Origin of the sequence: Blastococcus sp. HT6-4 (assembly GCF_039679125.1) — a bacterium.
Lineage (GTDB): Bacteria > Actinomycetota > Actinomycetes > Mycobacteriales > Geodermatophilaceae > Blastococcus > Blastococcus montanus.
This window is the reverse complement of record NZ_CP155551.1, coordinates 68,812-95,484: the sequence shown is the minus strand read 5'-3', so window position 1 is coordinate 95,484 and position 26,673 is coordinate 68,812. Positions and strand designations below refer to the sequence as shown.

Below are 26,673 nucleotides of genomic sequence, written 5' to 3'. Positions count from 1 at the left end.
GCCGGTCGTGCCCGAGGGGTCAGGTGTCGGCCGACCCCGGGGCGGCCACCGGCTTCATGGTCTTCGCGGCGGCGGTGTCCGGGGTCAGCGCGGACATCCGGCCCATCGCCTTGCTGGTCAGCGAGCCGGCGAAGACCGTCGCCTCGCCCTTCATCAGCCCTGCGAAGCCCTGCTCGGCGACCTGCGCCGGGTCGTCCTTCTTGTCGCTGGCACCCAGCCGGGTGTCGGTGAGGTCGGCGCGGTCGAAGAACTCCGTGTCGGTGGGGCCGGGGAGCAGGGTCGTGATCGTGACCGCCGTGCCGGCGAGTTCCTCGCGCAGCGCCAGGGCGAACGATTGGACGAACGCCTTGGAGGCGCCGTAGACCGCCTGGAAGGGCTGCGGGGCCTGGCTCGCGACCGACGAGGTGAACAGGATGCGGCCCTCGTCGCGGGCCACCATGTCCTGGGCGATCCGCTTGGCCAGGTGCACCGTCGCGGCGCAGTTGAGCGTCACCAGGCCCAGCTCCGCCTCCAGGTCGGTCTCGACGAAGCGCCCCCCGACCCCGACCCCGGCGTTCAGCGCCGCGGCGTCCAGCGGCCGGCCCGCGCCGCGGACGGCCGCGACCAGCTTCTCGACGTCCTCGCGACGGGTCAGGTCGGCCCGCACCGGCGAGACGGCGGCGCCCAGCTCGCGCAGCCGCCGGGCCGCGCCCTCCAGCTCCGCGTCCTCCGCGGCGACGATCAGGTCGAAGCCGTGCTCGGCGAACTGCACGGCGAGCTCGAGGCCGATGCCGCTCGAGGCACCGGTGACGAGCGCGAGGGGACGGACGGTCGTCTCGGACACGGGACCTCCACGGAACGGGGGACGGCGGGTGGTGCATCCGTGCCCAGGACGGGCGCCGCCCACTCCTGCCGGGACGCGCACGTGTCGCCCCGCGGACCCGTCGGGTAGGGCCCTGGGATGACCGGGCACACCGCCGGGGACGTCACCGTCGTCGTCCCGCCGGCGCTGCGTTTCCTGCTGCCGGCGCGGGACCGGGCCGGCGGTGCCCGGCGGCTGCGGTTCGACCCCGACGCGACCCTGGGTCACCTCGTGCGGGCGGCGGGCGTGCCGCCGACGGAGGTCGGCACCCTGTGGCTGGACGGGGAGCCGGCGCCCCCGAGCGCACGTGCCGGCCCGGGGAGCTCGGTCGTGATCGGCGAGCCCCCCCGGCCGCAGGTCACCCCACCCGGCGGGTACCTGCTGGACGTCGGCCTCGGCACGCTGGCCCGCCGGCTCCGGCTGCTGGGGCTCGACGCGACCTGGTCGAACCGGGCCGACGACGCCGACCTCGTCGCCCGGGCCGGCGCGGAGGAGCGGGTGCTGCTCACCCAGGACCGCGGGCTGCTCATGCGCGCGGCCGTGACGCACGGGGCGCTGGTCCGCGGGGCGGGAGCCGCTGCCCAGCTCTCCGACGTCCTCGACCGGTTCGCGCCGCCGCTCGCCCCGCTGACCCGCTGCACCGCCTGCGGCGGTGTCGTCGAGCCGGTGCCCAAGGCCGAGGTCGCCGCCCTGCTGGAGCCGGGGACCCGCCGCAGCTACGACGAGTTCGCGCGGTGCACGGCCTGCGGGCACGTGTACTGGCGGGGCGCGCACGCCGGACGCATCGACGAGCTGGTCCGGACCGCGCGGGGAAGGTCAGGCTGACCTTGGCCCCCGGGGGCCACGGGTCGGCCCCGGCGTGACACCACCGCCGGGCAGGACAGCAGCGACCGCCCACCCCGGGCGACGCCACCTGCCCGACCCACTCCTTGCGAGGCCGCCGTGTACCTGTCGAAGACCGAGGCCGCCGTCCTGCCGACGACGCTGGGCCCGGCCACCCGCCCGGCACCGCCCGCCCCGGGCCGCCGTCGGCTGTGGTCGATGCTGGGCCCGGCCTTCGTCGCCGCCGTCGCGTACGTGGACCCCGGGAACTTCGCCACGAACTTCTCCGGTGGCGCCGCCTTCGGCTACACGCTGCTGTGGGTGATCGTCGCGGCCAACCTCATGGCGATGCTCATCCAGGCGCTGACGGCGAAGCTCGGGCTGGCCACCGGCCGCGACCTGGCCACGCTGTGCCGCGAGAACCTGCCCCGGCCGGTCACCCGGGGGCTGTGGCTGCAGGCCGAGGCGGTGGCCATCGCCACCGACCTGGCCGAGATCGTCGGTGGCGCGGTGGCGCTCTACCTGCTGTTCGGGGTGCCGCTGCCGATCGGCGGCGTCATCACCGCCGTCGTCGCCTTCATCCTGCTGGCGGCGCAGTCCCGCGGGTACCGCCCGTTCGAGCGGGTCATCGCCGGCCTGCTGCTGGTCATCGGGATCGGGTTCGGGTACACCCTGATCGGCTCCGGGGTCGACCCGGCCGGGCTCGCGGGGGGCATGGTGCCCTCCTTCGAGGGGTCCGAGAGCATCGTGCTGGCCACCGGCATCCTGGGGGCCACGGTCATGCCGCACGTCATCTACGTGCACTCGGCGCTCACCCCCGGTCGCTACGGGGACTCCGTCACCGCCGGCCGCACCCGGGAGGGCCGGGGCCGGCTGCTGCGGGCCCAGCGCCTCGACATCGTCCTGGCCATGGGGCTCGCCGGGCTGGTGAACGCCGCGATGCTGGTCATCGCCGCCCAGCTGTTCACCAGCGGCAGCGGCGCCGACACCCTCGAGGGCGTGCACGCCGGGCTCGGCGACCAGCTCGGCACCGGGGCCGCGCTCGCCTTCGCCATCGCGCTGCTGGCGTCGGGGTTCGCGTCGTCGTCCGTGGGCACGCACGCCGGGCAGGTCGTGATGGCCGGCTTCCTCAAGCGGCACATCCCGGTGCTCACCCGACGGCTGATCACGCTCGCCCCCGCGCTGGCCGTCCTGGTGCTCGGCGGCGACCCGACGACCGCCCTGGTCTGGTCGCAGGTGGTGCTCTCCTTCGGCATCCCGTTCGCGCTCGTCCCGCTGCTCTGGCTGACCAGCCGCCGCGACCTCATGGCCGGCTGGGTGAACCGCCGGGTCACCACGGTCGCCGGCGCCGTGGTCGCGGCGCTGATCATCGGCCTGAACGCCCACCTGCTCCTCGGCCTCCTCGGCTGAGGGCCGCCTGCCCCGTGCGCCAGGGCATCGCGGAGGGTGGAGGAGCGGTGCCAGCTGCCGTCGTCCGGACACCTCACTGTCCGACCCCGCGGCCCGACGACGAGCAGATCCCGCACGCACGACACCTCGGTGCGCTCACCGAGCGGCGCGTTCGATCCTCTTCTCGTGCCTCCTCTTCCTCCGGTGGAGCTTCCACCAGCTCCACGTGCCGGACACGTGAGCCCTGCCGAGCTCCTCGACGCTCGGCAGCCCGTCGGCCGCGAGCTCCCCGTCGATCTCAGCCGCATCCCTGGACTCAGAACTGGCCACTTCCGCCTGGGCGGCGCGAATGCGGCGTGATGCCAGAGGATGGGCGGAGATCTGTGCATCGACTTCCGCGAGCTCAGCCGTCAGGGTGCTCACGTTCTCGTGTCGGCCGAACATGCCATCTCCCCATGACGCAACGGACTGCCGTCCAGTCGCCTGCGGAGAGAATGGCGGACGAGGTGCCCCTCTCTGCGGTGCGAGCGATCTGAGGACCATGTCAGCCGATACCCGTCAGAAGCTCGGCCGCATTCCCGGCGGCGGCCACCGGGTGCCTCGGCGCGCTGCCGGACGAGTGATCGAGAAGCCGGCGAAGCCCGGTCGCTCCTACCCCGGGCCCTGCATCTAGGGTCGGCGGCACAACTGAACACACATTCACAGCAGGGGAGCGCTTCGGCGCTGAGAGTGCGGGACACCGCAGACCCTCGAACCTGATCCGGGTCATGCCGGCGCAGGGAGTCTGGAGGAACACCATGGCCGAACCGGCCGTCCGTCCGTCGTCCGCCGACACCGCCGAGCGCAACCCCGGTGGCGTCCGCTGGCGCACCGTCGACATCGTCGTCGCCGCCGTCCTGGGCGTCGCCTTCGGCGTCGTCTTCTGGGCGTGGAACCTCGTCGGCGAGGCCACCTCGACCCCGCTGGACTTCTTCCCGCCGATCAAGGGGCTGCGCAACGGCGTCTACCTGATGCCCGGCGTCGTCGCCGGGCTGCTGGTCCGCAAGCCGGGCGCGGCGGTGTTCGCCTCCACCCTCGCGGCCGCGGTCAGCCTGCTGCTCGGGTCCCCCTACGGCATGATCATCATCGTCTACGGCTTCGTGCAGGGCCTCGGTGCCGAGCTCGGCTTCCTGCTCACCCGCTACCGCAGCTTCGGCTGGGGCACCGCCATCCTGGCCGGCGTCACCGCCGGGCTGTCGACGTCGATCCTCGACATCACGCTCTACTACCCGGACGTCGCGTTCTGGCTGAACGTGGCCTACGCCGTGTTCACCGTGCTCTCCAGCGTGCTGCTCGCCGGTGTGGTCGGCCTGCTGCTGGTCCGCGCGCTGGCCCGGACGGGGGCGCTGAGCTCCTTCGCCGCGGGCCGCCAGCGCGTCTGACGCGCGGGCGTCGTGCTCGGCAGACGTTCGCCGGACGCTCGCCCGCTGCCCACCGTGGTGGGCAGCGGGCGACCGTCCGAGGAGGCACGGCCCGCCCGGGTGGTGGCCCGCGGCCTGGGCGTCCGGCACGCCTCGCGGCGGGCCTGGGCGCTGACCGGCGTCGACCTGACCATCGAGCCCGGTGAGCGGGTGCTGCTCACCGGCGCCTCCGGGGCGGGGAAGTCCACGCTGCTGTGGGCGCTGGCGGGCATCCTCGACCCGGAGGCCGCCGAGCTCGTCGGGGAGCTGACCGTCGCCGGCGTCGCACCGCCGGACGCGCGCGGGCGGCTGGGGATGCTCGCGCAGGACCCCGACAGCCAGCTCGTCATGACCCGGGCCGGTGACGACGTCGCGTTCGGGCTGGAGAACGCCGGCCTGCCCGCCGACCGGATCTGGCCACGGGTCGACGAGGTGCTGGCGGCGGTGGGGTTCGGCCACGGCCGGGACCGGCCCACCCATGCGCTCTCCGGCGGGGAGAAGCAGCGGCTCGTCCTCGCCGGTGCGCTGGCCCGCCGCCCCGGGCTCCTGCTGCTCGACGAGCCGACCGCCCAGCTCGACCCGCCGGGCGCCGAGCTGGTCCGCACCGCCGTGGCGCGGGCCACCGCCGACCGCCGGGCCACCGTCGTCGTCGTCGACCACGACGCCGGCCCCTGGCTGCCGCTGGTCGACCGCGTGATGGAGGTGGTGCCGGGCGGGCTCGTCGAGCACCCACCCACGTGGCGCCCGCCGCGGCGCGCCGAGGGGCTGCGCCTGCCCGCCGCGACGGACGGACCGGTCCTCCTCACCGCGGAGGCCGCCGGGTTCACCTACCGCGGGGCGGCGCACCCGGCGCTGCGCCCCACCGACGCCACCCTCCGCGGCGGCACCGCACTGGCCGTCACCGGGGCCAACGGGCGGGGGAAGTCCACGCTGGCCCTGCTCCTCGCCGGGTTGCGGGAACCGGGCACCGGCCGGGTCGAGGCCGGGGCGGAGCTCGCCGCGGGCGTGCGCGGCGGGAGCCGGGCCCCGGCCCGCTGGCGCGCCGGCGAGCTGGTCACCCGCATCGGCACGGTGTTCCAGCACCCCGAGCAGCAGTTCCTCACCGGCCGGCTGCGCGACGAGCTGGCCCTCGGGCCGCTGCGCTCGGGCACCGGCGCGGCCGCCGCCCGGGCGACGGCGGAGGAGCTGCTGGAGCGGCTGGGGCTGACCCCCTTCGCCGACGCCAACCCCTACACCCTCTCCGGCGGCCAGCAGCGCCGGCTGTCGGTGGCGACCGTGCTGGCCACCTCGCCCCGGGTGCTCGTGCTCGACGAGCCGACCTTCGGGCAGGACGCCGCCACCTGGCGGGAGGTCGTCACCCTGCTGGCCGAGCAGCGCGCCCGCGGGTGCGCGGTCGCCGCCGTCACCCACGACGCCGACCTCGTCGAGGTGCTGGCCGACGAGGTGCTCGAGCTGTGACGACGCCGCTGGCCCTCGGCCCCGCGCGGGACGTGCCGCTGTCCCGGATCAACCCGGTCGCGCAGCTGACCGCGATCGGCATCGTCACGCTGGTGCTGCTCACGAGCCTCGACGTCGTGACCCCGGCGGTCGTGCTCACCGCCGAGCTGTGCCTGCTGCCCGCCGCCGGGCTCACCGACCCGCGTGACCTGTGGCGCCGCACCTGGCCGCTGATCCTGGGCGCCACCTCCGTCGGCGTGGTCAACGTGCTGCTCTCCGGGGACGCCGATCCGGTGACCGGGGTGGGGCTCGCGCTGCGGGTGGTCGGCCTGGCCCTGCCCGGCGTGCTGCTCGTCGCGTCCACCGATCCGGTCCGGCTCGCCGACGCGCTCACCATCCACTGGCGGGTGTCCACCCGGTTCGCCTACGGCGCGCTCGCCGCCCTGCGCCTGGCGCCGCTGCTGGTCGCCGAGTTCGAGTCGGTCCGCCTGGCGCGGCGGACCCGCGGGGTGGAGGCCGGCCGGAGCCCCGTCGCGCGGGTCCGGCTGCTCGCCGGCGTGGGGTTCACCCTGCTCGTCGGTGCGGTGCGCCGCGGCTCCCGGCTGGCGACCGCGATGGACGCTCGCGGTTTCGACTCCGGCATCGTGCGCACCAACGCCCGCGGATCGCGGCTGCACCCCCGCGACACCTGGTTCGTCCTCGCCACGGCGGCGGTCTGCGCGGTCGCCGTCACGCTCAGCGTGGTCACCGGGAACTGGTCACCGGTCTTCGTGGGCGGCTGACCGGCGCCCACCGGGCCGGGCGGGGCCCCGGTGTCAGGCGCCGCGCCAGGCGGCGTCGAAGAAGCCGACCTCCAGCTGCATCGCCCGGGAGTAGGCCGCCCGCAGCGCCGGGGTGTCGACGGCGACGGTGTCCAGCAGCCGCTCGAGGGTGGCGGCGAGCTCCTCGAAGCCGGGGTCGGCGTAGGTGCGCACCCACTCCTCGTACGGGCCGGACGCCCGGCCGGCCAGCGACTGCCCGAGGTGGGCGTACAGGCGCATGCAGGGGGTCATCGCCGCGCAGGTCAGCGCGACGCCGCCCAGCGAGGCCGTGGCCAGCAGGAAGTCGGTGTAGGCCGACGTCGCCGGCACCGGCCGGACGGCGGTCAGGTCGATGTCCCAGCGCCGCGCGTAGGAGGCGTGCAGGCGCAGCTCCTCGCGCACCCCGGCCAGCAGGTCGGCGAAGACGTCGAGGCAGGCGCGGTCGGGGCTGTGCGCGACGCCCAGGGCGTAGGCCCGGGCGAACGCCTCCAGGAAGAACGCGTCCTGGGCCACGTACCCGGCGAACCGGTCCCGCGGCAGCGTGCCGTCGGCGATCCCCTGCACGAAGGGGTGCGCCAGCGCCGCGGCGGCGCGGTCGGCCTCGGCGGTCCAGAGCTCGCGGGACAGGCTCATCGCGTCGCCACCGCCATGTCCCAGAACGCGATCTCCGCCGCGACGACCTCGAGGAAGACGCGCTCGTCACCTCCGCCGACGGCGTCCGCCGCCGCCGCGAGGCCCGCCACGTAGCCGCCGAAGCCCGGCGCCGTCCAGTGCTCGACGAACTCCCGGTAGGCGGGCGCGCCCGGGAGCGCGGCCGACCAGGCGTCGAGGTAGGTGCGCTCGATGGTCCACAGCGCGGTCAGCGCGGCCGGGACGTCGGCGCCGTCGAGCCGCTCGAGCAGGTTCGCGTAGGCGGTCGTGGCCGGCAGCGCTGGCGCGGACAGGTCCAGCCCCCGGGCCGCCGCCCGCTCCTCGAACCAGTCCAGCTCCTGGACCAGGGCCAGGGCTCCGCGGGCGAGCACCTCCTGGGCCGCCCGCGGTGCACGGGCCAGCAGCCGGGCCTGGAAGCGGAGGAGGTCGGCGACGAACCGCGCGTCCTGCACCAGCCAGGTGTGGAAGGCCGACGGCGCGATCGTGCCGTCCCGCACGGCGGTGAGGAAGGGATGTCGGGTGGCGTCCGCGAACGCGTCGGCATGGCGGACGGGCAGCTCGTCGACCGGCACGAGCGCCGACTGTACGAGACCCCCTAGGGTGGCGGTGTCACGGCCGAGGCCGTGGTGCGGGAGCTCGGATCGACCGGGCTGAGAGGGCGGCTGCCGCGCCGCCGACCGCTGGAACCTGACCGGGTAATGCCGGCGTAGGGAGTGATCATGAGCAGTTCCGGAGCCGTCGGCGCAGCCACCCGCGGGGAGGACGCGCCGCTCACCCTGTCCGAGCCGCCGCCCCGGACCCTCGGCCTGCGGGAGACCGCCGGGCTCTGGGCCAGCCTGGGCATCAGCCTGCTGCTGCCCGTGGCGGCCACCTTCGTGGTCCTCGCCGACCGGCCGCTGTGGCACACGATCGGGGCCGTCGTCGTCGGCGCGGTCATCGGCTCGGTGCTGCTGGGGCTGGGCGCCGCCGCCGGCGCCCGCGAGGGCGTGCCGGCGATGGTGCTGCTCCGCGGCCTGCTGGGGCGGCGGACCTCGTTCCTGCCCACCGGCTTCAACCTGGTGCAGTGCGTCGGCTGGGCCGCCTTCGAGATCCTGATCATCTCCGAGGCCGCCGCGCGGGCCCTCGACGCGCCGCGCTGGCCGTTCGCGCTCGCCGCGGGCACCTTCGCCACGCTGATGGCGCTGCGCCCGCTCGGTGTGGTGCGGGTGCTCGCGCGCTACGCCGTCTGGGCAGCGATCGCCGCGATCGTGTACCTCTTCGTCCAGGTCCTGTCCGAGCCGCTGCCGCCGGTCACCGAGGGCGGGGCGACGTCCTTCTGGACGGCGACCGACATCGTCATCGCCCTGCCGATCTCGTGGTTCCCGCTGGCGGCCGACTACACCCGGCACGTCCGCAGCGGGCGGACCGCCTTCGTCGGGACGGCGTCCGGCTACGGCCTGGCGACCGTGGCCATGTTCAGCCTCGGGGTGATCGCCCTGGCCGCCTACGGCCGCGGCGGGCTCGACGTCATCGACGCCATGCTCGCCGTGCCGCTGGGCCTGGTCGCCGTGCTGGTGCTGCTCGTGGTGGAGGTCGACGAGGCGTTCGCCAACGTGTACTCGACGGCGGTGTCGGCGCAGAACGTGGTCGCCCGCCTCGACCGCCGGGTCCTCGCCGTGGCGGTCGGCGTGGTGGCGACCACCCTCGCCCTGGCCTTCGACCTCGCCGCCTACGAGCCGTTCCTCTTCCTGATCGGCGCGGTGTTCGTCCCGCTCATCGGGGTCTTCGTCGTCGCCTACTTCCTGCTGCCGCGCGGGGCGTGGGACACCTCCGACACCGCGCGCGCCCGCCCAGCGCTCCTGCTCCCCTGGGTGGCCGGCTTCGTGGCCTACCAGCTGACGCTGCCGACCTTCTTCGCCGGTCCGGGCGCCGCCTGGACGGCGTGGTGGACCGAGCGCCAGCTCGACCTGGGCATCGACCCGGCCAACGGCTGGTCGGCCTCGCTGGTGAGCCTTGCCGTGGCCGCGTTGCTGACCGTGGCCGTGGCCCTGCCGGGCGCCCTGCGGCACCGCCGGGCGGCAGCGTGACCGCGTCCCTCGGGGGCCTGCACGTCCTCACCGACGCCCGGGTCGGCCGGGCGGCGCTCGACGCGGTGACCGCCGCCGTCGCCGCCGGCGCCCCGGTGGTCCAGGTGCGGTCCAAGGACGCGACCGACCGGGAGCGCTACGACTTCGCCCGCCGGGTGGTGGAGGTCTGCGCGGGCGCGGGGGCGACCTGCCTGGTCAACGACCGCGTCGACCTCGCGCTGGCCGTCGGCGCCCACGGCACGCACCTGGGCGCCGACGACCTGCCGCTCGACGTCGTCCGCCGGCTGGCCGGCCCGGGGCACCTGCTCGGCGGCACGGCCCGCGACCCGGAACGCGCCCGCCTCCTGGTCGCCCAGGGCGCCGACTACCTCGGCGTCGGGCCCGCCTACGCGACGACGACCAAGACCGGGCTGCCCGACGCGCTCGGCCCGGCGGGCGTGCGGGCGGTGGCCGACGCCGTCGCCGTGCCGGTCATCGCCATCGGCGGGGTGACCGCCGGGCGGATCCCGGACCTGCTCGCCGCCGGCGCCGCCGGGGTGGCCGTCGTCGGGGCGGTGACCGGAGCGCCCGACCCGGCCGGAGCCACCCGTGAGCTGCTCCGGGCCCTGGGCGGCGGACCGTGACCGTCGTCGTCCTCGGCGGTGGCCTGATCGGGCTGTCGGTGGCGTGGCGGGCGGCCCAGCGGGGCCTGCCGGTCACCGTGGTGGACGACGCGCCAGGAGGTGGTGCGTCGCAAGCCGCCGCCGGCATGCTCGCGCCGGTCACCGAGGCCGCCTACGGCGAGGAGGCGCTGCTCCGGCTGTGCCTCGCGTCGCTGGGGCGCTATCCCGCGTTCGTCGCGGAGGTGGAGCGGGCCGGTGGCGTGCCGGTGGGGCTGCGCACGCAGGGCACCGTCGTCGTCGGTTTCGACGAGGACGACATGCGCGCGCTGGACGCCCTGCTGGAGTTCCAGCGCGAGCTCGGGCTGGCCGTCGAGCGGCTGACCGCGCGGGCCGCCCGGCGCCGCGAGCCCTCCCTGTCGCCGCGGGTACGGGGCGCCCTGCACGTCCCGGGCGACCACTCGGTGGACGGCCGGGCCCTGCACGCCGGGCTGCTGGCCGCCGCCGGGGCAGCCGGCGTCCGGCTGGTGTCCTCCCGGGTCGCGGAGGTGCGGGTCGTGGACGGCCGGGCCGCCGGGGTGCGGCTGGCCGACGGCACGGACCTGGTCGCCGACGCCGTCGTGGTGGCCCTGGGCGCGCGCAGCGGCGCGCTCCCCGGGGTTCCTCCGCTGCCCGTCCGGCCGGTCAAGGGGCAGATCCTCCGCATGCGGGGGGCCGCCGGCCTGCTGGAGGGGACCGTCCGGGCGCTGGTGCGCGGGCGGCAGGTGTACCTGGTGCCGTACGACGACGGCGTGACCGGGGACGGGCTGATCGTCGGTGCCACCGTCGAGGACCGGGGCTTCGACGCCGCGGTCACCGCCGGGGGCGTGCACGACCTGCTGCACGACGCGATCGAGGTGGTCCCCGGCGTCTCCGAGCTGGAGCTGGTCGAGACCATCGCCCGGTGGCGGCCCGCCACGGCGGACAACGGGCCGCTGCTGGGACCATCGGAGGTGCCGGGCGTGGCCCTGGCGACCGGCCACTACCGCAACGGCGTCCTCCTGGCGCCGGTGACCGGCGAGGTGGTCGCCGAGCACCTCGCGACCGGTGAGCTGCCCGAGCTCGCCGCCCCCTTCACCGCAGACAGGTTCGGAAGGTGATCCGCATGCAGGTGACCGTCAACGGCGTGCCCACCGACGTGGACGACGACTGCACCGTCGCCGCGCTCGTCGCGGCCCGCACCAGCGGCCACGGCAAGGTCGCGGTCGCGCGCAACGGCGACGTCGTCCCCCGGAGCGGCTGGGAGTCGACGCGGCTCTCCGCCGGGGACAGCCTGGAAGTGCTCGCCCCCACCGCAGGAGGTTGACCCGATGACCGTGCACGAAGTGGTCCCCGCGCTGGAGCAGGAGGAGAAGGCCGATCCCTTCCTCCTCGGCGGGGAGACGTTCACGTCCCGGCTGCTGCTGGGCACCGGTGGCGCGCCCAGCCTCGAGTCGCTGGAGCGGGCCGTCGTGGCCTCCGGCACCGAACTCGTGACGGTGGCGCTGCGCCGGGTGGAGGCCTCCAGCAGTGCGTCGATGCTCGAGGTGCTGGACCGGTGCGGGGTGCGGCTGCTGCCCAACACGGCCGGGTGCAGGACCGCACGGGAAGCGGTCCTGACCGCCCGGCTGGCCCGCGAGGCGTTCGACACGTCGTGGGTGAAGCTGGAGGTCATCGGCGACGAGCACACCTTGCTGCCCGACCCGATCGAGCTGTTCGAGGCGGCCGAGCAGCTGGTCGACGACGGGTTCACCGTGCTGGCGTACACCACGGACGACCCGATCCTCGGGCGCCGGCTGGCCGACATCGGCTGCGCGGCCGTCATGCCGCTGGGGTCGCCGATCGGCAGCGGCCTGGGCATCCGCAACCCGCACAACATCGCGCTCCTCCGCGACGCGGTCGACGTCCCGGTGGTGCTGGACGCGGGCATCGGGACGGCGTCGGACGCGACGCTGGCGATGGAGCTGGGCTGCGACGCCGTCCTGCTCGCCTCTGCCGTCACCCGGGCCCGGGAACCCGAGCGGATGGCCCTGGCGATGCGCCACGGGGTGGAGGCCGGCCGGCTCGCGCGGGGGGCCGGGCGCATCCCGCGGCGCTGGCACGCCGAGGCCTCGACCCCGATGCAGGGGCTGCCCGAGCTGTGATGCCGCCGCGGCTGCTCGTGCTGACCGACCGGACGCAGTGCGGCCGGCCGCTGGTGGACGCGGTGGCGGCAGCGGTCGAGGCCGGGGCGCGGGCGGTCGTGCTCCGCGAGAAGGACCTGCCCGCCCACGAGCGGGACCACCTGGCCGCGGAGCTGGCGCGCCTGCTCGGCCGGGTGGGAGGGCTGCTGCTGCGCGCCGGCGCCCCCGGCACCACCGGAGGGGTCCACCTCTCGGCGAGCGAGCCGTTCCCCGCACCCCGCCCGCCGCTCGTCGGCCGGTCGTGCCACTCCGCGGCCGAGCTGACCGCCGCCCGGGCCGAGGGATGCGACTACGTCACCGTCTCACCGGTGTTCCCCACGCCCTCCAAGCCCGGCTACGGCCCCGCACTCGGCCCCGAGGGCCTGCGCGCGATGATCTCGACCACCGGGCCGCCGCCGGTCCTCGCCCTGGGCGGCGTGCTCCCCCGGCACGTGCCCGCGGTCCTGGCCGCGGGGGCGCACGGGGTCGCCGTCATGGGAGCGGTGATGCGGGACCCGGCACGGACGGCCGAGTACCTCGACGCGCTGGGTGGCGTTCCACCGCCGGACGATGGCCCCCAGGCGTGATCTGCGTTACAAGATGTTTATCGTCGGGCGTAGCGGCCGATACGTGATTGTTCGGCCACACGGATTCCCAGCGGCCAGGACCCGAGGAGAGCACGCACGTGACAGGGCAGGCGGCCGGCACCCTCTGGCCGTCGGCGTCCCCGCCGCCGGCCCACCGGGTGCTCTCCTGGCGGCTGAGTGGTGTCGCCCAGCTGCCGGGGGTGCGCGCCGAGGTGCGCGCGCAGCTGGCCGGCAGCAGCGCCGGTCCCGACCTGCTGGACCGGCTGGTCCTCGCCCTCGACGAGATGGCCTCCAACGCCCTGCGCCACGGCGGCGGGGAGGTGCAGGCCACCGTGGGGAGCACGGGGTCCGCCTACCTCATCGAGGTCTCCGACCAGGCGGTCCGCACGCCCCCGACACCCGCGGTCGGCCGCGACCCCAGCCTCGGCGGGCTGGGGCTGTACCTGATCGCCGAGCTCGCCGCGCAGCACGGCTGGTACGTCGACGGCCGGCACAAGCACGTCTGGGCCCTGCTCCCGCACTGACCCCCCGCGCGCCCGCCCCGGGACCGGCCGCCGCGCTCAGTCCTGCGGGTGCAGCCGGATCGCCACCAGGGCGACGTCGTCCTGGAGCCCCTGGGGACGCAACCGCTCGATCACCGCGTCGCAGAGCACCGGCAGCGGCCGGTCGCCCAGCTCTCCGAGGGCCGCCCGGAGCCGCGCCGTGCCCTCGTCGAGGGAGAGGTCGCGTCCCTCGACCAGGCCGTCGGTGTAGAGCAGCACGGTGGTGCCGCGCGGCACCGTCGTCACCGTGTCCGACCGCCGGGCGCCCGGGTCGACGCCCAGCATGAGCTCGGCCCGCTCCCCGGCCAGCTCCTCGATCCGGCCGTCCGGCCGCAGCACCAGCGGCGGCGGGTGGCCGGCGTTGGACCAGCGCAGCTGCGTCAGCCCGGCGGCGCGTTCCTCGGCCGTCTGCTCGATCCGGATGATCGCCGCAGTGGCCAGCGTGCCCATGCCCAGCCCCTGGATCGCCGCGTCGAGCTCGGTGAGCACCTCGGCGGGGCCGGTGCCGTCCCGGTAGCCGATGCCGCGCAGCATGCCCCGCAACTGGCCCATCGCCGCCGCGGCCTCGGTGTCGTGCCCCACCACGTCACCGATGACGAGCATCGTCGCGCCCGAGGGCTGCAGGAAGGCGTCGTACCAGTCCCCACCGACCTCGGCCACCGCCATCGCGGGGTGGTACCGGACGACGATCTCGGAGCGGTCGGGCTGGGGGGGCGCGGTCAGCAGGCTGCGTTGCAGGCCCTCGGCCAGCCGCCGCTGCTGCTGGTAGAGCCGCGCGTTGTCCAGCGCCAGGGCCATCCGGCCGGCGACGTCCCGCACCGTCGCGACGTCCTCCTGGTCCGGCAGCGGGCGGTCAGCGGCCCGGTAGACGCTGAGCGCACCGAGCGTGCGGCCGCGGGCGGCCATCGCCAGCGTCACCGCCGACTGCGGCGCCAGCTGCCAGAAGGCGTCGCTCACCTCCCCGGCCGGCAGGGTCCGGCCCACCGCCGCCCCCACGTCGGGGACGACGAAGACCTGGCCGGAGGCGAGCGCACGCAGGATGGGGGCGTCGGGCTGCAGGGCCGCCAGACGGGAGGCCGCGTACCGCGCCACCAGCTCCCGGCGGTCCGGGTCCCGGTGCCAGCTGGCGACGTCGCGCATCCGGCCGTCCGTGTCGGCCAGGCTGAGGATCACCCAGTCGCCGAGGTCCGGCACGAGCAGCTCGGCGACCCGCCGCAGCGCCGCCTCCTCGTCGGCGCGGGTGTCGAGCGAGGACGACATGGCGGTGGTGGCGTGGGCCACCAGGGCGAGGCGGGAGGCGCTGCGGCGGGCCTGCTCCTCGGCCGTCCGCCGCTCGGTGACGTCGAGGAAGGAGACCGACAGCCCGTCGGGCGTGGGCCAGGCACGCACCTCGAACCAGGCGTCCAGCGGCGGCGGGTAGTAGGCCTCGAAGAACTCCTCCTGGCCGCTGGACACCGCGGCCCGGTAGCGCCGTTCGAACTCGCTGCCGACGGCTGCCGGGAACGACTCCCAGACCAGGGCGCCGAGCAGGTCCTCCCGCCGTACGCCCAGGACCCGTTCGGCCTCGGCGTTGACGTAGGAGAAGCGCCATTCCCGGTCGAGGGAGAAGAAAGAGGCCTTCATCGCATCGAGGAGACGGGCGATCCGGACGTCCTCCCGCCGCTGGGGCGTGGTGTCGTGAGCGGCGCCGAGCAGGCGCACCGCCGTCCCGCTGTCGTCGGCGACCGCGCGGCCGCTGCCGCGCACCCAGCGGATCTCGCCCGACGGGAGCACGACCCGGAACTCCGCGTCGTAGTCGGCGAGCCCGTCGATCGCCGCCTGCAGGGCCTCCGTCGTCCGCTCGCGGTCGTCGGGGTACACGCGGGCCACGAACGACTCGATGGCCTCGTCGAAGTCGGCCCGCTCGTACCCGAACAGGGCCAGCATCCGGTCGTCCCACAGCAGCCGCCCGGTCACCAGGTTCCAGTCGAAGCTGCCGATGCCGGCGGCGTCGATGGCCAGCTCGAAGCGCAGCCGGTGGGCCTCGTACTCGGCCGTGAGCGCCATCAGCTGCAGCTCCGTGCCGACGGAGTCGGCGAGCTGGCGGAGCAGGGCGACGTCCCGCTCGGTCCAGCGACGGGCCTCGGCCCCGTGCACGCACAGGGCGCCGACCGGCTGCCCGCCCATGACCCGGACCGGGATCCCGAGGTAGCTGCCGATGCCCCCGGAGCGGACCGGACCGCGCTCGGAGACCCGCTCGTCCCGTGTGGTGTCCGGCACGACCAGGGGCTCGTTCGCGGCGACGGCGAGGGCACACAGCGAGTCGCGGAGCGGCAGCTGTGCCCCGATGCCGCCCGGTGGCAGCCCGGTGCCGGCCACCGCGGTGTGCATCTCGCCGACGAGGGAGACCTCGGCGACGTCGCAGTCGAGCAGCCGGGTGGCCAGGTCGGTGAGCCGCTGCAGGCTGCGGGAACCCAGGGCCTCGGCGGCCAGTTGCCGCACCAGCTCGGCGCGATCTCCGGGCCCGGAGGCCGCACCGTCCGGGCGGCCCCGGGGGGCCGGCCCGTCGGGGAGGTCGGCGGCGGTCACGAGGGGGTTCCTCCCGAGACGCTCCGCAGGTGGGCCGGCGGCACGGTTGCTCCGGTACGCGGCGCTCGGTACAGAGGTTTCCACACCCGGGGAGCGGGAGCCGTGCGGCCCGGCGCGCGACGGCGCGGAGCGGATGGCGGCAGGTCGCGGGAGCCGTGGCGGGCGCCCGGCCCCGGGCCGGGACCGGGACGCGGTCCCGGCCCCGCGCTCCGGCGGGCGCCCGCCCTCGGCGGGTTCGAGCGGACGGGAGGCCCGTCCACCGGCACGGGTCCACGGCCCGGGCGCCGGTGCCGTCCGGATCGCCGTCCCGGAGCACCGGCCGTCCGTCGGACACCGGTCCCCGGTCACTGCCCACACTGCCGGTCACGGACCGGTGGCGTACCGCGCCGCACGGCCGGCCAGGTTCCTGCGGTCAGAGACCGGGCGGCCGCGGGAGGAGTCGCGCCGCCGGGTACCGACAGGTGCCTGTCGTCCACCTCGCAGGACGCATCCGGGGGCCCGGGCGACCGCCGCCGGCGATCCGTGCCTCCCTGGAGGGTCCGCGCGCTGCCTGCGGAGCAGGAGCCGTGCGGGAGGTCGAGGCCGGATTCGTCGTGCGGAGAGGTCTGCGGGCGCCCGGAGGGCGGCGTCGGAGGTGGGCCGGGTGCGGCCGAGGTCGGCCGGGGTGGGACGTGCTCAGGGACCGAGTCGACGATCGGGTCCCGCCCGGGGAAGGGGGCGGGCCGTTCCGGCGGTCTCGACAGGAGCGCGGTGGACGGCGGCCGACGACTGGCTGCCGTGGTCGCGCTGCGTGGTCAGCCGGGCGCCGGAGGCGCCGGGCGGGGATGCGACGAGGGTGCCCGCACGGTGAACGGCGAGGGGAAGGCGCCGTTCGCGGGCCCGGTTCGTCGCGGAGGGGCGGGCGAGCCCCGGACCGGGTACCCGGCCGGGTCACCCCGTGCCCCGGCACCGCCGGATCCCCCGGGGGATCTCGGTGCCGGCACCCGGGAGGCGCGGCTCGTGCCGGAGGAGCGAACCGGGAGGGACGGCGGCGTGGACCGCGCCCCGTACCGACCCGAGGACGGCCAGTCCTGCGGTGGACGCCAGCCGACGCGTGGCTGGGCCCGACCCGCGGGTTCCGTGGAACTCGGGAGGGGGGAGGGACGGGCGGTCGCGTCAGATGCGGCCGTACCGGTTCGCGACCCCGGCGACGAGGCCGGTCCCGCGGAAAAGAGCGCCGCGGCGGGGGAAGACGCCACGGGCCGGATCGAGGGGGTGCTGGGCAGTTCGCGCAGCACCACGGGCGGGTCGAGCTCGGGGCGGGCCGGCCGCGGCGCCGCGCCGGAGCGGGCGGGGCCACCCCAGGCGAGGTGCTGCCCCTGGTCGCCGGCGCCCCACTGCGCCATCCGCCGGGTGAACGCGCGCAGCGCGGCGCGGCGCCGGCCGGGCTCGGGGAGCGGGTGGGCGGGGCTCCGCCAGGCCAGGTTCTCGCCCTGCTCGCCGGCGCCCCACAGCGCCATCCGACGGGTGAAGCCGCGGAGCCCGCCCAGGGGCTCGCGCACCCGCTCGGGAACGACGGTCACGCGGGGGACCGGCGCGGCCGGCGCCCGGACCACGCGGGCCGGCGGCGCCGGCTGCACCGAGCGCAGCGGAGCCGGGCGGGCGGTGCGGTGGGTGGCCGGGCGGGAGCGCTGGCGCGCCGGGCCGCCGTCGGCCCGGTCGAGGACGTCGATGAGCCCCGCCAGCGTGCCGGCCGGCTCGCGTCCGGAGGAGTCGGCGGGCACGGGCGGCACTGCGGGCCGGGCGGCCCGGTGGCTGCTGCTCATGTCGCCTCCTGAAGTCGTGTCCGCGACTGGGGAAGGCGCCGCGGACAAGGAGAAAACTAGGGATTCCGGGCCCCGGGAGCCCGCTCCTCCGACACCTCCGCCGGACCGCGTGACCGAACCGTTGCGGAGCCGTTCCGGGACGTCCGGTGACCGCTCGTCCGGGCCGTGCCCTTGTCGACAAGGGACCGGTCCACGAGCGTGGAAATGCCGACCGGGCCCGTCGGTCGTCCCGGGACGCCGCCGGCACCCGCGGCGTGTCGGGGCTCCCGCGGCCTGTGGACCGGCCGCGACCGGGCGGCTGGGAGGATGCCGCGGTGAGCGACCGCACCCCCCTCGTGATCGACACCGACCCGGGCATCGACGACGCCCTCGCGATCCTGCTGGCCCTGGGCAGCCCGGAGGTGGACCTGCAGCTGGTCACCACCGTGCACGGGAACGTGGAGCTGGCGCAGGTCACCGAGAACGCGTTGCGCGTGCTGCACCTGGCCGGCCGCTCGGACGTGCCGGTCGCCGCCGGCGCCGTCGCCTCGCTGGTCCACCCCCAGCCGGAACGGGCGGGGCACGTGCACGGGGAGACCGGCCTCGGCGGCGTGGAGCTGCCGCCGTCACCGGCGGAGGTGGATCCGCGGCCGGCCGTGATCGCCCTCGCGGACGTGCTGCTGGCCTCCCCCGTGCCGGTGACCGTCGCCGCCATCGGCCCGCTCACCAACATCGCGCTGCTGCTGGCGGTGTTCCCGGACGCGGCGGCCCGCATCGGACGCCTGGTGGTCATGGGCGGCTCGGCGGCGCGGGGCGGCAACGTGACCGCCGCGGCGGAGTTCAACATCTGGTCCGACCCGGAGGCCGCGCAGGCGGTGTTCGCCTCGGGCCTGCCCACGGTGATGGTGGGCCTCGACGTCACGCTGCCCACGGTGCTCCCCGAGGAGGGGATCGCCCGCTTCGCCGCAGCGGGGCCGATCGGCCGCAGCGCCGCCGCGATCCTGCAGCAGTACGTCGACCACGCCCGCGACGCGTACGGCACGGCGGGCGTGGTGGTGCACGACGCGCTCGCGCTGACGGAGGCGATCGCGCCCGGGACGCTCGGCACCGTGCGCCGCGACGTCGTCGTCGACACCACGCACGGCGCCGGGCGGGGGCAGACGCTGGTCGACCGGCGGACGGTCTCGGCGGCGCCCGCCGCGGTGGAGGTGGCCGAGACGGTCGACAGCGGGGCCGCGCTGGAGTTCCTGATCGCCCGGCTGGCCGGGCTGGACCGCCGCTAGCGGGGCGTCTGCGTGCTCTCGACGATGCCGGCGGCGATGTCCCGCAGCTTGCGGTTGTAGCGCTGGGAGGCCTCGCGGAGCACCTCGAAGGCCTGCTCGGCGTCGACGTGCCGCTGCGCCATGAGCACGCCCTTGGCCTGCTCGATGACCGCGCGCGACTCCATGGCGAGGCGCATGTTGCGGGCCTGGTCGGCGAGCTGGGCGTGCGCGTCGGCGTTCGCGACCGCGACCGCGATCGCCTCCGCCACACCGAGGCCGGCGGCCAGCGAGCTCCCCGTCGCGAACGCCGCCGGCTCGGTCGAGTACATGTTCAGCGCCCCGATGCTCGACCCCTGGTACGGCAGGGGTACCGACAGCGAGCTGCGGACGGCCGTGGTGGCGCGGACCCGGGCCATGTAGGCCGGCCAGCGCACCTCGGTGCGCACGTCGTCGATCCGGAGGACCACCCCGCCACGGCCGGCATCGATGCAGGGGCCGCTGTCCTCCTCGTACTGCAACTCGTCGGCCTGCAGCGCCAGCTCGCCCGAGTAGGCGGCGGTGAAGGCCTTGTCCGCGCGGACGAGCGTCGTCGACACGGCCTCCGCGCCGGGGACGGCGCGGGCCGCGATGGCGGTGATCTCGCCGAGGACGTCGGCGAGCTGGCGGCCCTCGAGGGTCACCCGGCTGAGTTCACGCAGTACGGCGTCCACCCGGCCCAGTCTGCCCGGCCGGCGGCGCGCCGGTCGCCCCCCTTCGCGCGGCGACGGCTCATCGGTCAGGATGGTGCGGCGGGACGGCGTCCCGGTGCCCCGCTGCGACGCAGACGCGAGAGGAAGCGATGGCCGACGAGCTGGCCCACGACGCGTGGCCGAGCGCGCCCGTCCCCTCCGTCCCCGGTGACGTCTGGCACTGGCAGCTGGACTCCATGCACGTCGTCTCCCGGGTGCGCACCGACCTGCGCGCGCGGCTGGCCCACCCGTCGGTGTCGGCGGCGTCGACCGAGGACGCGCGCGACGGGCTGCTGCTGGTGTTCGAGGAGCTGGCCTCCAACGCGCTGCGCCACGGCGGCGGCGACGTCCGCGCCCTGGTCGTGGCCGGCCCCGCCGGCTGGCTGCTCGACCTGAGCGACGAGGCACCCGACCGGCCGCCGGTGCCGGCGGTCGACCGCGATCCCGCGTTCGGCGGCATGGGCCTGCACCTCGTCGCCCAGCTCTCCACCGGTTACGGCTGGGAGCAGCGCCCCGGCCGCAAGCACGTCTGGGCGCTGCTGCCCTCGGGCCGGGAGGCCGTCGAGCCGCTGCGCGGCCGGCTGCCCGAGCAGCGGTCGCCCGGCATCCCCCGGGACTAGGGCCCGGTCACCGCGCGGCGGTGGCCACCGCCGCGCAGAACCGGGTGGCGTCGTCCCGGACGTCCGCCAGCGGCGCCAGCATCTCCACCTCGGCCACCTCCCGCACGGCGGCGTGCAGCCGCCGCTCGGCCGTCCGCGCCCGCCGGCGGGCGCGCAACGCGACCAGCGGCCGGCAGAGCAACGCCAGCAGCGCCCCCACCAGCAGGCCGCCGACGAGCAGCAGCGTGGGCACGGGGATCCCCTCCACCCGGGGCAGCGGCACGACGTCGTCCAGCCGGAAGAAGCCGAGGGCGACCAGGGCCAGCAGCCACAGCGCACCCACGACAGCGGCGGCGAGCAGCAGCCACTGCAGCCCGCCGACGGCGCGCTGCCACAGCGGCACCCGGTCCGGCCCGAGGTCGGTACCGCCCACCGCCCGGTCGAGGGAGTCGGCCAGCCGCTCCTCCGACACCTCCGCCGTGCGCCGCAGCTCGTCCCGCCACGCCGGCGCCAGGCCGTCGCCCACGGCCTCCCGCGCCCCGCGCACGGCGGTGCTCACCCGCGCCGCCTCCACGACTCCTGCCGCCGGCAGCGACGTCCGGGCCCGTTCGTCGCCCAGGTGCAGCCGGCCGACCGGGTCGGCCCGCAGCTTCCGGGTCCAGCGCAGCAGCGGCCAGCCCGTGCGCCCGGTCCCGGCCCGGCGGGTGGACCGCTCGACCGCGGCGACCACCGTCGGCACCCCGGCCGCGTCGGCCAGGGCCCCGGTCAGCTCCTCGGTCAGGTCGTCGGCCGGCGCGACGGCCGCACTCCCCCGCGCCCACCGGCGGGGGCGGGCACCGGCGTCGTCGGGGCAGTGCACGGCGAGGGCGCCGGCGGCGCTCCGGACGTCGGCGACCAGCCGTTCGGTCGCCGCCCGCCGGGCCCGCACCCGGCGGGCCAGCTCGCCGCGCAGCTCGGCCACGCCCGCGCCGGTGCGCGCGGAGACCGCCAGCAGCGGCGTCGCGGCCAGGCCCTCCCGGTCCAGCAGCCCGCGCAGGTCGTCCAGGCAGGCGCGCGCGGCGACCTCGTCGAGCCGGTCGATCTGGTTGAGCACGACCAGCAGCACCCCGGCGTGGCCGGCCATCGGCGCCAGGTAGCGCTCGTGCACGGCGGCGTCGGCGTACTTCTGCGGGTCGAGCACCCAGACCAGGACGTCGACCAGCCCGACCAGCCGGTCGACCTCGAGCCGGTGCTCCAGCCGCACGCTGTCGTGGTCGGGCAGGTCGAGGAGGACCAGCCCGTCCAGCGCCGGCTCGGGCTCGTGCCGGTGCCGCCGCGGGACCTCCAGCCAGTCGAGCAGCCGGTCGGCGCCGTCGCCGGCCGCGCCCCACACAGTGGCGTGCGCGACCCCGGTGGTGGGCCGGCGCACCCCCGGGGTGCTCACCTCGCTGCCCGACAGCGCGTTGAACAGGGTCGACTTCCCGCTGCCGGTGGCGCCGGCCAGGGCGACCACGGTGGCGTCGCCGAGGGCCTCGCGGGCGCCGGCCTTGGCGAGGACGGCGCGCGCCTGCCCCACCTCCGGGACCTCCAGCCGGCCGTCGGCGACCTCGACCGCCTCCCGGAGCGCGGCCAGCCGGTCGGACAGGGACCGCTCCGCGTTCCTCATGCGCCCGCCCGCCGGGCCGCGGCGAGGGCACCGACGGCCGCGCGCAGCTCGTCGGCGGCGGCCGGCCCGGGCGCCACCTCGTCCACGCGCGCGTCGAAGCGGGCCCGCTCGTGGTCCAGCAGGCCGTCGGACCGCTCCTGGAGGTCTGTCCGCGCGCGCTCGGCCAGCGACCGCACCGCGGCGTCGCCGAACACCGCCTCCAGCACCCGCTGCCCGACCGCGGTCGTGCCGCCGGCCACCGCCACCTCGCCCCCCAGGAGCCCCCCGGTCTGCGCGAACACCGCGACCATGACGACGGCGCCGGCGCCGCTCACGCCCCAGGACAGCAGCCGGGCCCGCGAACGCTTGTCGGCCCCCTCCTCGCGCACCAGGTCCAGCACGGTGCCCTGCCAGTCCCGGACCTGCGCCTCCGCGGCCTCGGGGAAGTCCGCCGACGCCCGGGCCAGCTCGCGGTCCTCCCCGGCCAGCAGCGGCGGCCCGGCCGGCAGCGCCCGCCAGGCCGTCACGGTCCGCTCGGCGGCGCGGTCGGCCTCGGCGCGCAGCAGCTGCTCCACGCTGCTCTCCAGGGCCCCCTGCAGGCTCTCGGCCGGCGCCGGCCGGCCGGTCAGGGCCGCCGCCAGCCGGTCGCGCGCCCGGCCGATCCGGTTCTGCAGGGTGCGCATCCACTCGCCGGTGCCGACGAACTCCTGCCAGCGGGCCAGCACCTCGCCGCGCAGCAGGCTGCCGCTGCGGATCCCCTGGTCCACGCCGTCCCGGGCCGCGTCGTAGGCCGCGGCCGCTGCGTCGCGCAGGGCGCCGGCGGTGGTGAGCTGCTCCCCCACCGCCGCGACCACCGTGCCGGTGCGCTGCTCCAGGCTGTCCAGCGCCCCCTCGAGCGTCTGCCGGACGACGGCGGCGCGCTGCTCCTGGTCGGCGGCCAGCCCGTGGAGCCAGCCGCGCAGCGCGGCCACCTGCTCCTCGGGGAGCCGGCCGTCGGCCAGCGGGCGCTCCTCGACCACGAACAGCCGGGCGGCGGCCAGCCCCGCCCGCTGCAGCATGCCCGCGAGGTCGGCGGCCACCTCGGCGGCGGCCTCGGGGGGAACCCGGTCCAGGACGACGGCCAGGGCCGTACCGCGCTCCTGCGCCGTCCGCAGCATGTCCCAGGGCACGGCGTCGGCGTAGCGCGCCGCCGTCGTCACGAAGACCCACAGGTCGGCCGCGGCGAGCAACTGGGCGGCCAGGTCGCGGTTGGTCTCGACGACCGAGTCGACGTCGGGGGCGTCGAGCAGGGCCAGTCCGGGCGGGACGTCGTCCCGGACGACGAGCCGGACCGTGCCGGGACCGCCGTCCCCGCCGGTGACCCGCGCCAGGCCGGGCAGCACCCGGTCCCCGGAGAAGCTCGCGGCGTCGACGCCCGAGCAGACCAGGACGGGCGCGCGGGTGGTGGGCCGGAGCACGCCGGCGGTGGTGACCGGTGCGCCGACCAGGCTGTTGACGAGCGTCGACTTGCCGGCGCCGGTGGAGCCGCCGATCACGGTGAGCAGCGGGGCGTCGAGGTCGCGCAGCCGCGGCAGCAGGTAGTCGTCGATCTGGTCGGTGACGCCGCGGGCGGCGCGCACGGCGGCCTCCCGGCCCGGCGTGGCCAGGCCCAGGGGCGCGGCGGCCAGCCGGTCGCGGAGCACCGCGAGCGCCTCGGGCAGGCGGGGAGGCGAGGTCGTCACGGGTGCTGCTCTGCCCCGTACGACGGCGCGCTACCCGCCGGGAGCCGGCCGGTCACTCGGCGAGGCGGGCGCGTTCCTCCCGCAGCGCCTGGAAGACCCGCCGCCGGATGCGGTCCTGGTCCTTCTCGGCGATGTCGACGAAGCGGATGCTCATCACCCAGCGGGTGACCCGGGTCTGGATGCGGATGATCTCGCCCCGGGTGACCAGCGGCCCGTCCTCGAACGCGATCGACAGGCCGCACGTGGTGCCCGCGTCCGGGGCGATGCCGAACCCCTCGAACTGGGCCCGCAGCCCGGCCTCGCTGACGTCCACCGTCTGCCCCGAGAGCTCGACGACCCCGAACCTCGCCTCGACGGGCAGCACCAGCCGGCTGCGGACCGCCGCCCGGCGCTGGCCGTGCTCCGCCGGGCCCGTGACGCGGAGCCGCCAGCGCACGACCGCACCCTGCTGGACGTCGAGAACCTCGGCCGGCAGGGCGCGGTGGCCGGCGTCGGTGGTCCAGAAGACCTCCACGACGTCGCCGACCCGCACGACGGAGTTCTCGACGTACTCCCCGGCCGAGGGGCGCACGGAGATGACGCCGGCGTGCACGACCTCCACCCGTGCCGTGACGGCGACGTCGCTGCCGACCAGCCGGATCTCGGCCTCGGTCTGCTCCACCGGGTGGTCGACGCCGGGAACGCTGGTCATGGGTCCTCTTCCGATCCGTTCTCCGTGCAGGCGGCTCCGCTCGCCCCGCCGGGCCCGCGGTGGGAACCGTAACCGCCGGCCCCCGGGAGCCCGTCCCCCGGGCCGGTGACGCGCGGGGGCCGGCGCGCCGCCGCGAACGGTGGCGGGGCCGGGCACCGCCGGGTCAGCGGGCCGGCTGCGGCGGTGCCGACCCCACGGCGTTGCGGGTGGTCTTCGCCCGGTAGAGCTGCTCGTCGGCGCGGGACATGAGCTCGAGCGGGTAGGCGTCGGCGCCGGTGGCCGCCGCGACGCCCAGGGAGAGGCTGAGCTCACCGGGGCCGAAGCCGGGCGGCCGCAGGACGCGCGCCTCCAGGCGCAGCCGCTCGGCCACCTCGGTCGCCCGTACGGCGTCGGCACCCGGCATGAGGACGGCGAGCTCGTCGCCCCCCAGCCGCGCCACCAGGTCACCGCCGCGCACGCGGGTGGACAGCAGGCCGGCGACCGCCCGCAGCGCGGCGTCGCCCCCCGCGTGCCCGTGCCGGTCGTTGACGTCCTTGAAGTGGTCGAGGTCGACCAGCACCACGCTGAGCACCTCGCCGCGCCGCCGGGCCTCGACGCACGTCCCGGCGAGCTCGGCGTCCCACCGGCGGCGGTTGGCCAGGCCGGTGAGCGGGTCCTCGTGGCTCAGCCGCTCCAACTGGGCGAGGAGCACCCCGGTGCGCTGCTGCTCCCGCTCCAGCCGCACCCGGGTCAGCAGCTCGCGGGTGGTGAGGGCGTAGCGGCGCAGGTGCGCCAGCACGGCGATGAGGGAGGCGGTGGCGAGGTAGACGCTCACGGCGAGCAGATCGGCCGGCGACAGCCCCGCGTCGGTGGTGAGCGAGGCCAGCCCGAGGGCGGCCCAGGAGACGGCGACGAGCGCGACCGTCCAGCGGGGGCGGGCCACGAGGACGCAGCCGCTGCCGTAGATGGCCAGCGTGAAGCCCAGCAGGTGGTACTTCGGGTCGGCCGAGCGGGTCACCATCCAGGCCACCTCGGCCTGCACGACCGCGAGGATCAGGAAGGTCAGCAGCTCCGGCCTCCGGCGGCCCAGCGGCAGGCGCCAGAGCGCGACGAGACCCAGGGCCATGGGGATCTCGCACAGCAAGCGGAGGGTCAGGAACGCCTGCGCGTTGCCCGTGTCGGTCACTGGTCGACCAGCGCCCACAGCGGGACGGCGAGCAGCGTCACCCACCCGACCAGCAGCCCCGCCGTCCGGGCCCGCTCGGTCAGCTCCTCGGCCAGGCCCGGGATGGCCTGCGCCAGCTGGGCGACCGAGGTCGACGCCCCGGGCCGGAATCCTCCGCGCGGCTCCCCGGGCACACCCGGGAACGGTGCCGGTGCCGGGGCCGGCAGCACGTCACCGCGGCGGAGGACCGCCACCAGGCGCTCGAGCAGGGGGAACCGCACGGTTCCTGATCGGCAGCCCCCGGGGTTCCCTGAGCGCCGGCCACCGATGCCACCCGTGTGGGTGACGTCGACCGCGTCGGCGCAGGTCAGCGCCGGTGCGGCGACGGTCAGCCGCTGCGGCGGGCGGTGAAGCCGGCGACGAAGTCGCGCAGGCTGCGGGTGGGCCGCAGCCAGGCGCCGTCCGGGGGCAGCGCGTCGAGACGGACGCGGTCCAGCGGCTCGGTGAACGCGCCCGGCACGTCCTCGATGTCGATGAACTCGAGCAGGTCCGAGCCGATCGCGTACCCGGCCACCTCGCTGAAGGCGACGACGACGACCTCGGTGCCGCCGCGGACCAGGTCCTCCAGCGGCTCGGCGAAGTTCCGGCCGTCACCGGAGAAGACGACCAGGCGCCGGAGCCGGTGGCTGTGCTGCCGCACGGCGATGTGGTCGAGCATGTCCTGGTCGATGTCGTCGTCCGGCTGGCTCTTCGGCCGGGCGAAGACGGCGTACCCGAAGCCGCGCAGCGCCTCCACCCAGCGCTGCAGGGTTCCGGGCTGCGGCGGGATGTTGGCGAAGACGCAGGCCTCCACCTCCGGCGCCTCCGGGGCTCCCGGATCACCGGCCCCCTCGACGAACCAGGCCGCGATCGCGTCGAACCGGGGGCGCGACGCCGCCGTCGGGCGGGCACCGATGACCGTCGACAGGGTCATGTCGATGTTCGGGGCGTCCCAGATGAGCAGGTCCAGCGGAGGACGCGGCCGGCCGTCGCCGGCGGCGCGCACCGGCTCGCCGCTGGGCTCGGCAGGGGGCTCGGTGGTGTCCAGCACGGGGACAGTCTGCCGGGCGGCGGCCTGCGCTGTCCCCGCGGGCGGCGCCGGCGGCGCGGGGACGGGGGCGGGGCGGGGCGGGCCCGCGGGCGACGTCGCCCGCCGCCCG

26 protein-coding genes and 2 riboswitches are annotated in these 26,673 nt (G+C 76.6%); of the genes, 14 read left to right on the top strand and 12 right to left on the bottom strand.

Annotation, left to right across the window (positions count from 1 at the left end; translation table 11 throughout):
• Positions 1-19: 19 nt before the first annotated feature.
• Positions 20-823 (bottom strand): SDR family NAD(P)-dependent oxidoreductase, encoded by an 804-nt coding sequence (locus tag ABDB74_RS00440; protein WP_346620940.1) that lies wholly within the window; start codon positions 821-823, stop codon positions 20-22.
• Positions 824-940: 117 nt separating this feature from the next.
• Here ABDB74_RS00440 and ABDB74_RS00435 point away from each other — a divergent pair, with 117 nt between their 5' ends.
• Positions 941-1,666 (top strand): Mut7-C RNAse domain-containing protein, encoded by a 726-nt coding sequence (locus tag ABDB74_RS00435; RefSeq protein WP_346620938.1) that lies wholly within the window; start codon positions 941-943, stop codon positions 1,664-1,666.
• A gap of 117 nt (positions 1,667-1,783) precedes the next feature.
• The gene (locus tag ABDB74_RS00430) at positions 1,784-3,073 is read left to right on the top strand and encodes an Nramp family divalent metal transporter (protein WP_346620936.1); all 1,290 of its coding nucleotides are present in this window, start codon (positions 1,784-1,786) and stop codon (positions 3,071-3,073) included.
• A gap of 135 nt (positions 3,074-3,208) precedes the next feature.
• On the opposite strand, the gene ABDB74_RS00425 is transcribed toward ABDB74_RS00430, so the two are convergent.
• Positions 3,209-3,496, bottom strand: coding sequence for a hypothetical protein (locus ABDB74_RS00425; RefSeq protein WP_346620935.1), 288 nt, complete (start codon positions 3,494-3,496; stop codon positions 3,209-3,211).
• A 252-nt stretch (positions 3,497-3,748) separates the two neighbouring features.
• A riboswitch (TPP riboswitch) is annotated at positions 3,749-3,852 on the top strand.
• On the opposite strand from ABDB74_RS00425, the gene ABDB74_RS00420 reads away from it, so the two are divergent.
• From ABDB74_RS00420 to ABDB74_RS00410, 3 genes are all read left to right on the top strand, one after another.
• Positions 3,850-4,473: an ECF transporter S component gene (locus tag ABDB74_RS00420; protein WP_346620934.1), complete on the top strand. Its 624-nt coding sequence runs from the start codon at positions 3,850-3,852 to the stop codon at positions 4,471-4,473. Its footprint overlaps the riboswitch before it by 3 nt.
• Before the next feature lie 54 nt (positions 4,474-4,527).
• Positions 4,528-5,949 carry an ATP-binding cassette domain-containing protein gene (locus ABDB74_RS00415; protein ID WP_346620933.1) on the top strand — a complete coding sequence of 474 codons (1,422 nt, stop codon included), beginning with the start codon at positions 4,528-4,530 and terminating at the stop codon, positions 5,947-5,949.
• The gene (locus ABDB74_RS00410) at positions 5,946-6,710 is read left to right on the top strand and encodes an energy-coupling factor transporter transmembrane component T (protein WP_346620931.1); all 765 of its coding nucleotides are present in this window, start codon (positions 5,946-5,948) and stop codon (positions 6,708-6,710) included. Before ABDB74_RS00415 ends, ABDB74_RS00410 begins: the two co-directional genes overlap by 4 nt.
• Positions 6,711-6,743: 33 nt before the next feature.
• On the opposite strand, the gene ABDB74_RS00405 is transcribed toward ABDB74_RS00410, so the two are convergent.
• Both ABDB74_RS00405 and ABDB74_RS00400 read right to left on the bottom strand, forming a co-directional pair.
• Positions 6,744-7,361 carry a TenA family protein gene (locus ABDB74_RS00405; RefSeq protein ID WP_346620929.1) on the bottom strand — a complete coding sequence of 206 codons (618 nt, stop codon included), beginning with the start codon at positions 7,359-7,361 and terminating at the stop codon, positions 6,744-6,746.
• Positions 7,358-7,951, bottom strand: coding sequence for a TenA family transcriptional regulator (locus ABDB74_RS00400; protein ID WP_346620927.1), 594 nt, complete (start codon positions 7,949-7,951; stop codon positions 7,358-7,360). The genes ABDB74_RS00405 and ABDB74_RS00400 overlap by 4 nt, the downstream gene beginning before the upstream one ends.
• Before the next feature lie 46 nt (positions 7,952-7,997).
• Positions 7,998-8,109: riboswitch (TPP riboswitch) on the top strand.
• Here ABDB74_RS00400 and ABDB74_RS00395 point away from each other — a divergent pair.
• From ABDB74_RS00395 to ABDB74_RS00365, 7 genes are all read left to right on the top strand, one after another.
• Positions 8,099-9,445, top strand: a complete 1,347-nt coding sequence (locus ABDB74_RS00395) for a cytosine permease (protein ID WP_346620925.1) — start codon at positions 8,099-8,101, stop codon at positions 9,443-9,445. Its footprint overlaps the riboswitch before it by 11 nt.
• Complete coding sequence (gene thiE, locus ABDB74_RS00390) at positions 9,442-10,068, top strand: thiamine phosphate synthase (RefSeq protein ID WP_346620923.1); 627 nt, start codon at positions 9,442-9,444, stop codon at positions 10,066-10,068. The genes ABDB74_RS00395 and thiE overlap by 4 nt, the downstream gene beginning before the upstream one ends.
• Positions 10,065-11,183 carry a glycine oxidase ThiO gene (thiO, locus tag ABDB74_RS00385; RefSeq protein ID WP_346620921.1) on the top strand — a complete coding sequence of 373 codons (1,119 nt, stop codon included), beginning with the start codon at positions 10,065-10,067 and terminating at the stop codon, positions 11,181-11,183. The genes thiE and thiO overlap by 4 nt, the downstream gene beginning before the upstream one ends.
• Positions 11,184-11,188: 5 nt before the next feature.
• On the top strand, positions 11,189-11,389 hold the full coding sequence (gene thiS / locus ABDB74_RS00380) for a sulfur carrier protein ThiS (protein WP_346620919.1): 201 nt from the start codon (positions 11,189-11,191) through the stop codon (positions 11,387-11,389).
• Between the two features lie 4 nt (positions 11,390-11,393).
• Positions 11,394-12,206, top strand: coding sequence for a thiazole synthase (locus tag ABDB74_RS00375; RefSeq protein WP_346620917.1), 813 nt, complete (start codon positions 11,394-11,396; stop codon positions 12,204-12,206).
• The gene (locus tag ABDB74_RS00370; protein ID WP_346620916.1) at positions 12,206-12,811 is read left to right on the top strand and encodes a thiamine phosphate synthase; all 606 of its coding nucleotides are present in this window, start codon (positions 12,206-12,208) and stop codon (positions 12,809-12,811) included. The genes ABDB74_RS00375 and ABDB74_RS00370 overlap by 1 nt, the downstream gene beginning before the upstream one ends.
• A 98-nt stretch (positions 12,812-12,909) precedes the next feature.
• The gene (locus tag ABDB74_RS00365) at positions 12,910-13,335 is read left to right on the top strand and encodes an ATP-binding protein (RefSeq protein ID WP_346620915.1); all 426 of its coding nucleotides are present in this window, start codon (positions 12,910-12,912) and stop codon (positions 13,333-13,335) included.
• A 36-nt stretch (positions 13,336-13,371) separates the two neighbouring features.
• Here ABDB74_RS00365 and ABDB74_RS00360 read toward each other — a convergent pair whose 3' ends face one another.
• A complete protein-coding gene (locus ABDB74_RS00360) occupies positions 13,372-15,921 on the bottom strand; it encodes a SpoIIE family protein phosphatase (protein WP_346620913.1) in 2,550 nt (849 codons plus the stop codon).
• A 2,119-nt stretch (positions 15,922-18,040) separates the two neighbouring features.
• On the opposite strand from ABDB74_RS00360, the gene ABDB74_RS00355 reads away from it, so the two are divergent.
• Positions 18,041-18,988 carry a nucleoside hydrolase gene (locus ABDB74_RS00355; RefSeq protein ID WP_346620912.1) on the top strand — a complete coding sequence of 316 codons (948 nt, stop codon included), beginning with the start codon at positions 18,041-18,043 and terminating at the stop codon, positions 18,986-18,988.
• Here ABDB74_RS00355 and ABDB74_RS00350 read toward each other — a convergent pair.
• On the bottom strand, positions 18,985-19,677 hold the full coding sequence (locus ABDB74_RS00350) for a GAF and ANTAR domain-containing protein (RefSeq protein WP_346620910.1): 693 nt from the start codon (positions 19,675-19,677) through the stop codon (positions 18,985-18,987). The genes ABDB74_RS00355 and ABDB74_RS00350 overlap by 4 nt on opposite strands.
• 128 nt (positions 19,678-19,805) lie before the next feature.
• Here ABDB74_RS00350 and ABDB74_RS00345 point away from each other — a divergent pair, with 128 nt between their 5' ends.
• A complete protein-coding gene (locus ABDB74_RS00345; RefSeq protein ID WP_346620908.1) occupies positions 19,806-20,315 on the top strand; it encodes an ATP-binding protein in 510 nt (169 codons plus the stop codon).
• A 7-nt stretch (positions 20,316-20,322) separates the two neighbouring features.
• On the opposite strand, the gene ABDB74_RS00340 is transcribed toward ABDB74_RS00345, so the two are convergent.
• The 6 genes from ABDB74_RS00340 to ABDB74_RS00315 form a co-directional block, all read right to left on the bottom strand.
• Positions 20,323-21,939 (bottom strand): GTPase, encoded by a 1,617-nt coding sequence (locus tag ABDB74_RS00340; RefSeq protein WP_346620906.1) that lies wholly within the window; start codon positions 21,937-21,939, stop codon positions 20,323-20,325.
• Complete coding sequence (locus ABDB74_RS00335) at positions 21,936-23,639, bottom strand: ABC transporter (RefSeq protein WP_346620904.1); 1,704 nt, start codon at positions 23,637-23,639, stop codon at positions 21,936-21,938. Before ABDB74_RS00335 ends, ABDB74_RS00340 begins: the two co-directional genes overlap by 4 nt.
• A gap of 52 nt (positions 23,640-23,691) precedes the next feature.
• Positions 23,692-24,330: a PilZ domain-containing protein gene (locus ABDB74_RS00330; protein ID WP_346620902.1), complete on the bottom strand. Its 639-nt coding sequence runs from the start codon at positions 24,328-24,330 to the stop codon at positions 23,692-23,694.
• Positions 24,331-24,493: 163 nt separating this feature from the next.
• Entirely contained in the window at positions 24,494-25,495 is a 1,002-nt protein-coding gene (locus ABDB74_RS00325; protein WP_346620901.1) for a GGDEF domain-containing protein, read from the bottom strand.
• The gene (locus ABDB74_RS00320) at positions 25,492-25,755 is read right to left on the bottom strand and encodes a hypothetical protein (protein WP_346620899.1); all 264 of its coding nucleotides are present in this window, start codon (positions 25,753-25,755) and stop codon (positions 25,492-25,494) included. The genes ABDB74_RS00325 and ABDB74_RS00320 overlap by 4 nt, the downstream gene beginning before the upstream one ends.
• A 107-nt stretch (positions 25,756-25,862) precedes the next feature.
• A complete protein-coding gene (locus ABDB74_RS00315; RefSeq protein WP_346620897.1) occupies positions 25,863-26,564 on the bottom strand; it encodes an NYN domain-containing protein in 702 nt (233 codons plus the stop codon).
• Positions 26,565-26,673: the final 109 nt, after the last annotated feature.

Coding starts and splice junctions, on each gene's coding strand:
- ABDB74_RS00435 (WP_346620938.1), top strand. CDS start 941: ATGACCGGGCACACCGCCGGGGACGTCACCGTCGTCGTCCCGCCGGCG.
- ABDB74_RS00425 (WP_346620935.1), bottom strand. CDS start 3,496: ATGTTCGGCCGACACGAGAACGTGAGCACCCTGACGGCTGAGCTCGCG.
- ABDB74_RS00420 (WP_346620934.1), top strand. CDS start 3,850: ATGGCCGAACCGGCCGTCCGTCCGTCGTCCGCCGACACCGCCGAGCGC.
- ABDB74_RS00405 (WP_346620929.1), bottom strand. CDS start 7,361: ATGAGCCTGTCCCGCGAGCTCTGGACCGCCGAGGCCGACCGCGCCGCC.
- ABDB74_RS00395 (WP_346620925.1), top strand. CDS start 8,099: ATGAGCAGTTCCGGAGCCGTCGGCGCAGCCACCCGCGGGGAGGACGCG.
- thiS (WP_346620919.1), top strand. CDS start 11,189: ATGCAGGTGACCGTCAACGGCGTGCCCACCGACGTGGACGACGACTGC.
- ABDB74_RS00375 (WP_346620917.1), top strand. CDS start 11,394: ATGACCGTGCACGAAGTGGTCCCCGCGCTGGAGCAGGAGGAGAAGGCC.
- ABDB74_RS00370 (WP_346620916.1), top strand. CDS start 12,206: ATGCCGCCGCGGCTGCTCGTGCTGACCGACCGGACGCAGTGCGGCCGG.
- ABDB74_RS00345 (WP_346620908.1), top strand. CDS start 19,806: ATGGCCGACGAGCTGGCCCACGACGCGTGGCCGAGCGCGCCCGTCCCC.
- ABDB74_RS00340 (WP_346620906.1), bottom strand. CDS start 21,939: ATGAGGAACGCGGAGCGGTCCCTGTCCGACCGGCTGGCCGCGCTCCGG.
- ABDB74_RS00330 (WP_346620902.1), bottom strand. CDS start 24,330: ATGACCAGCGTTCCCGGCGTCGACCACCCGGTGGAGCAGACCGAGGCC.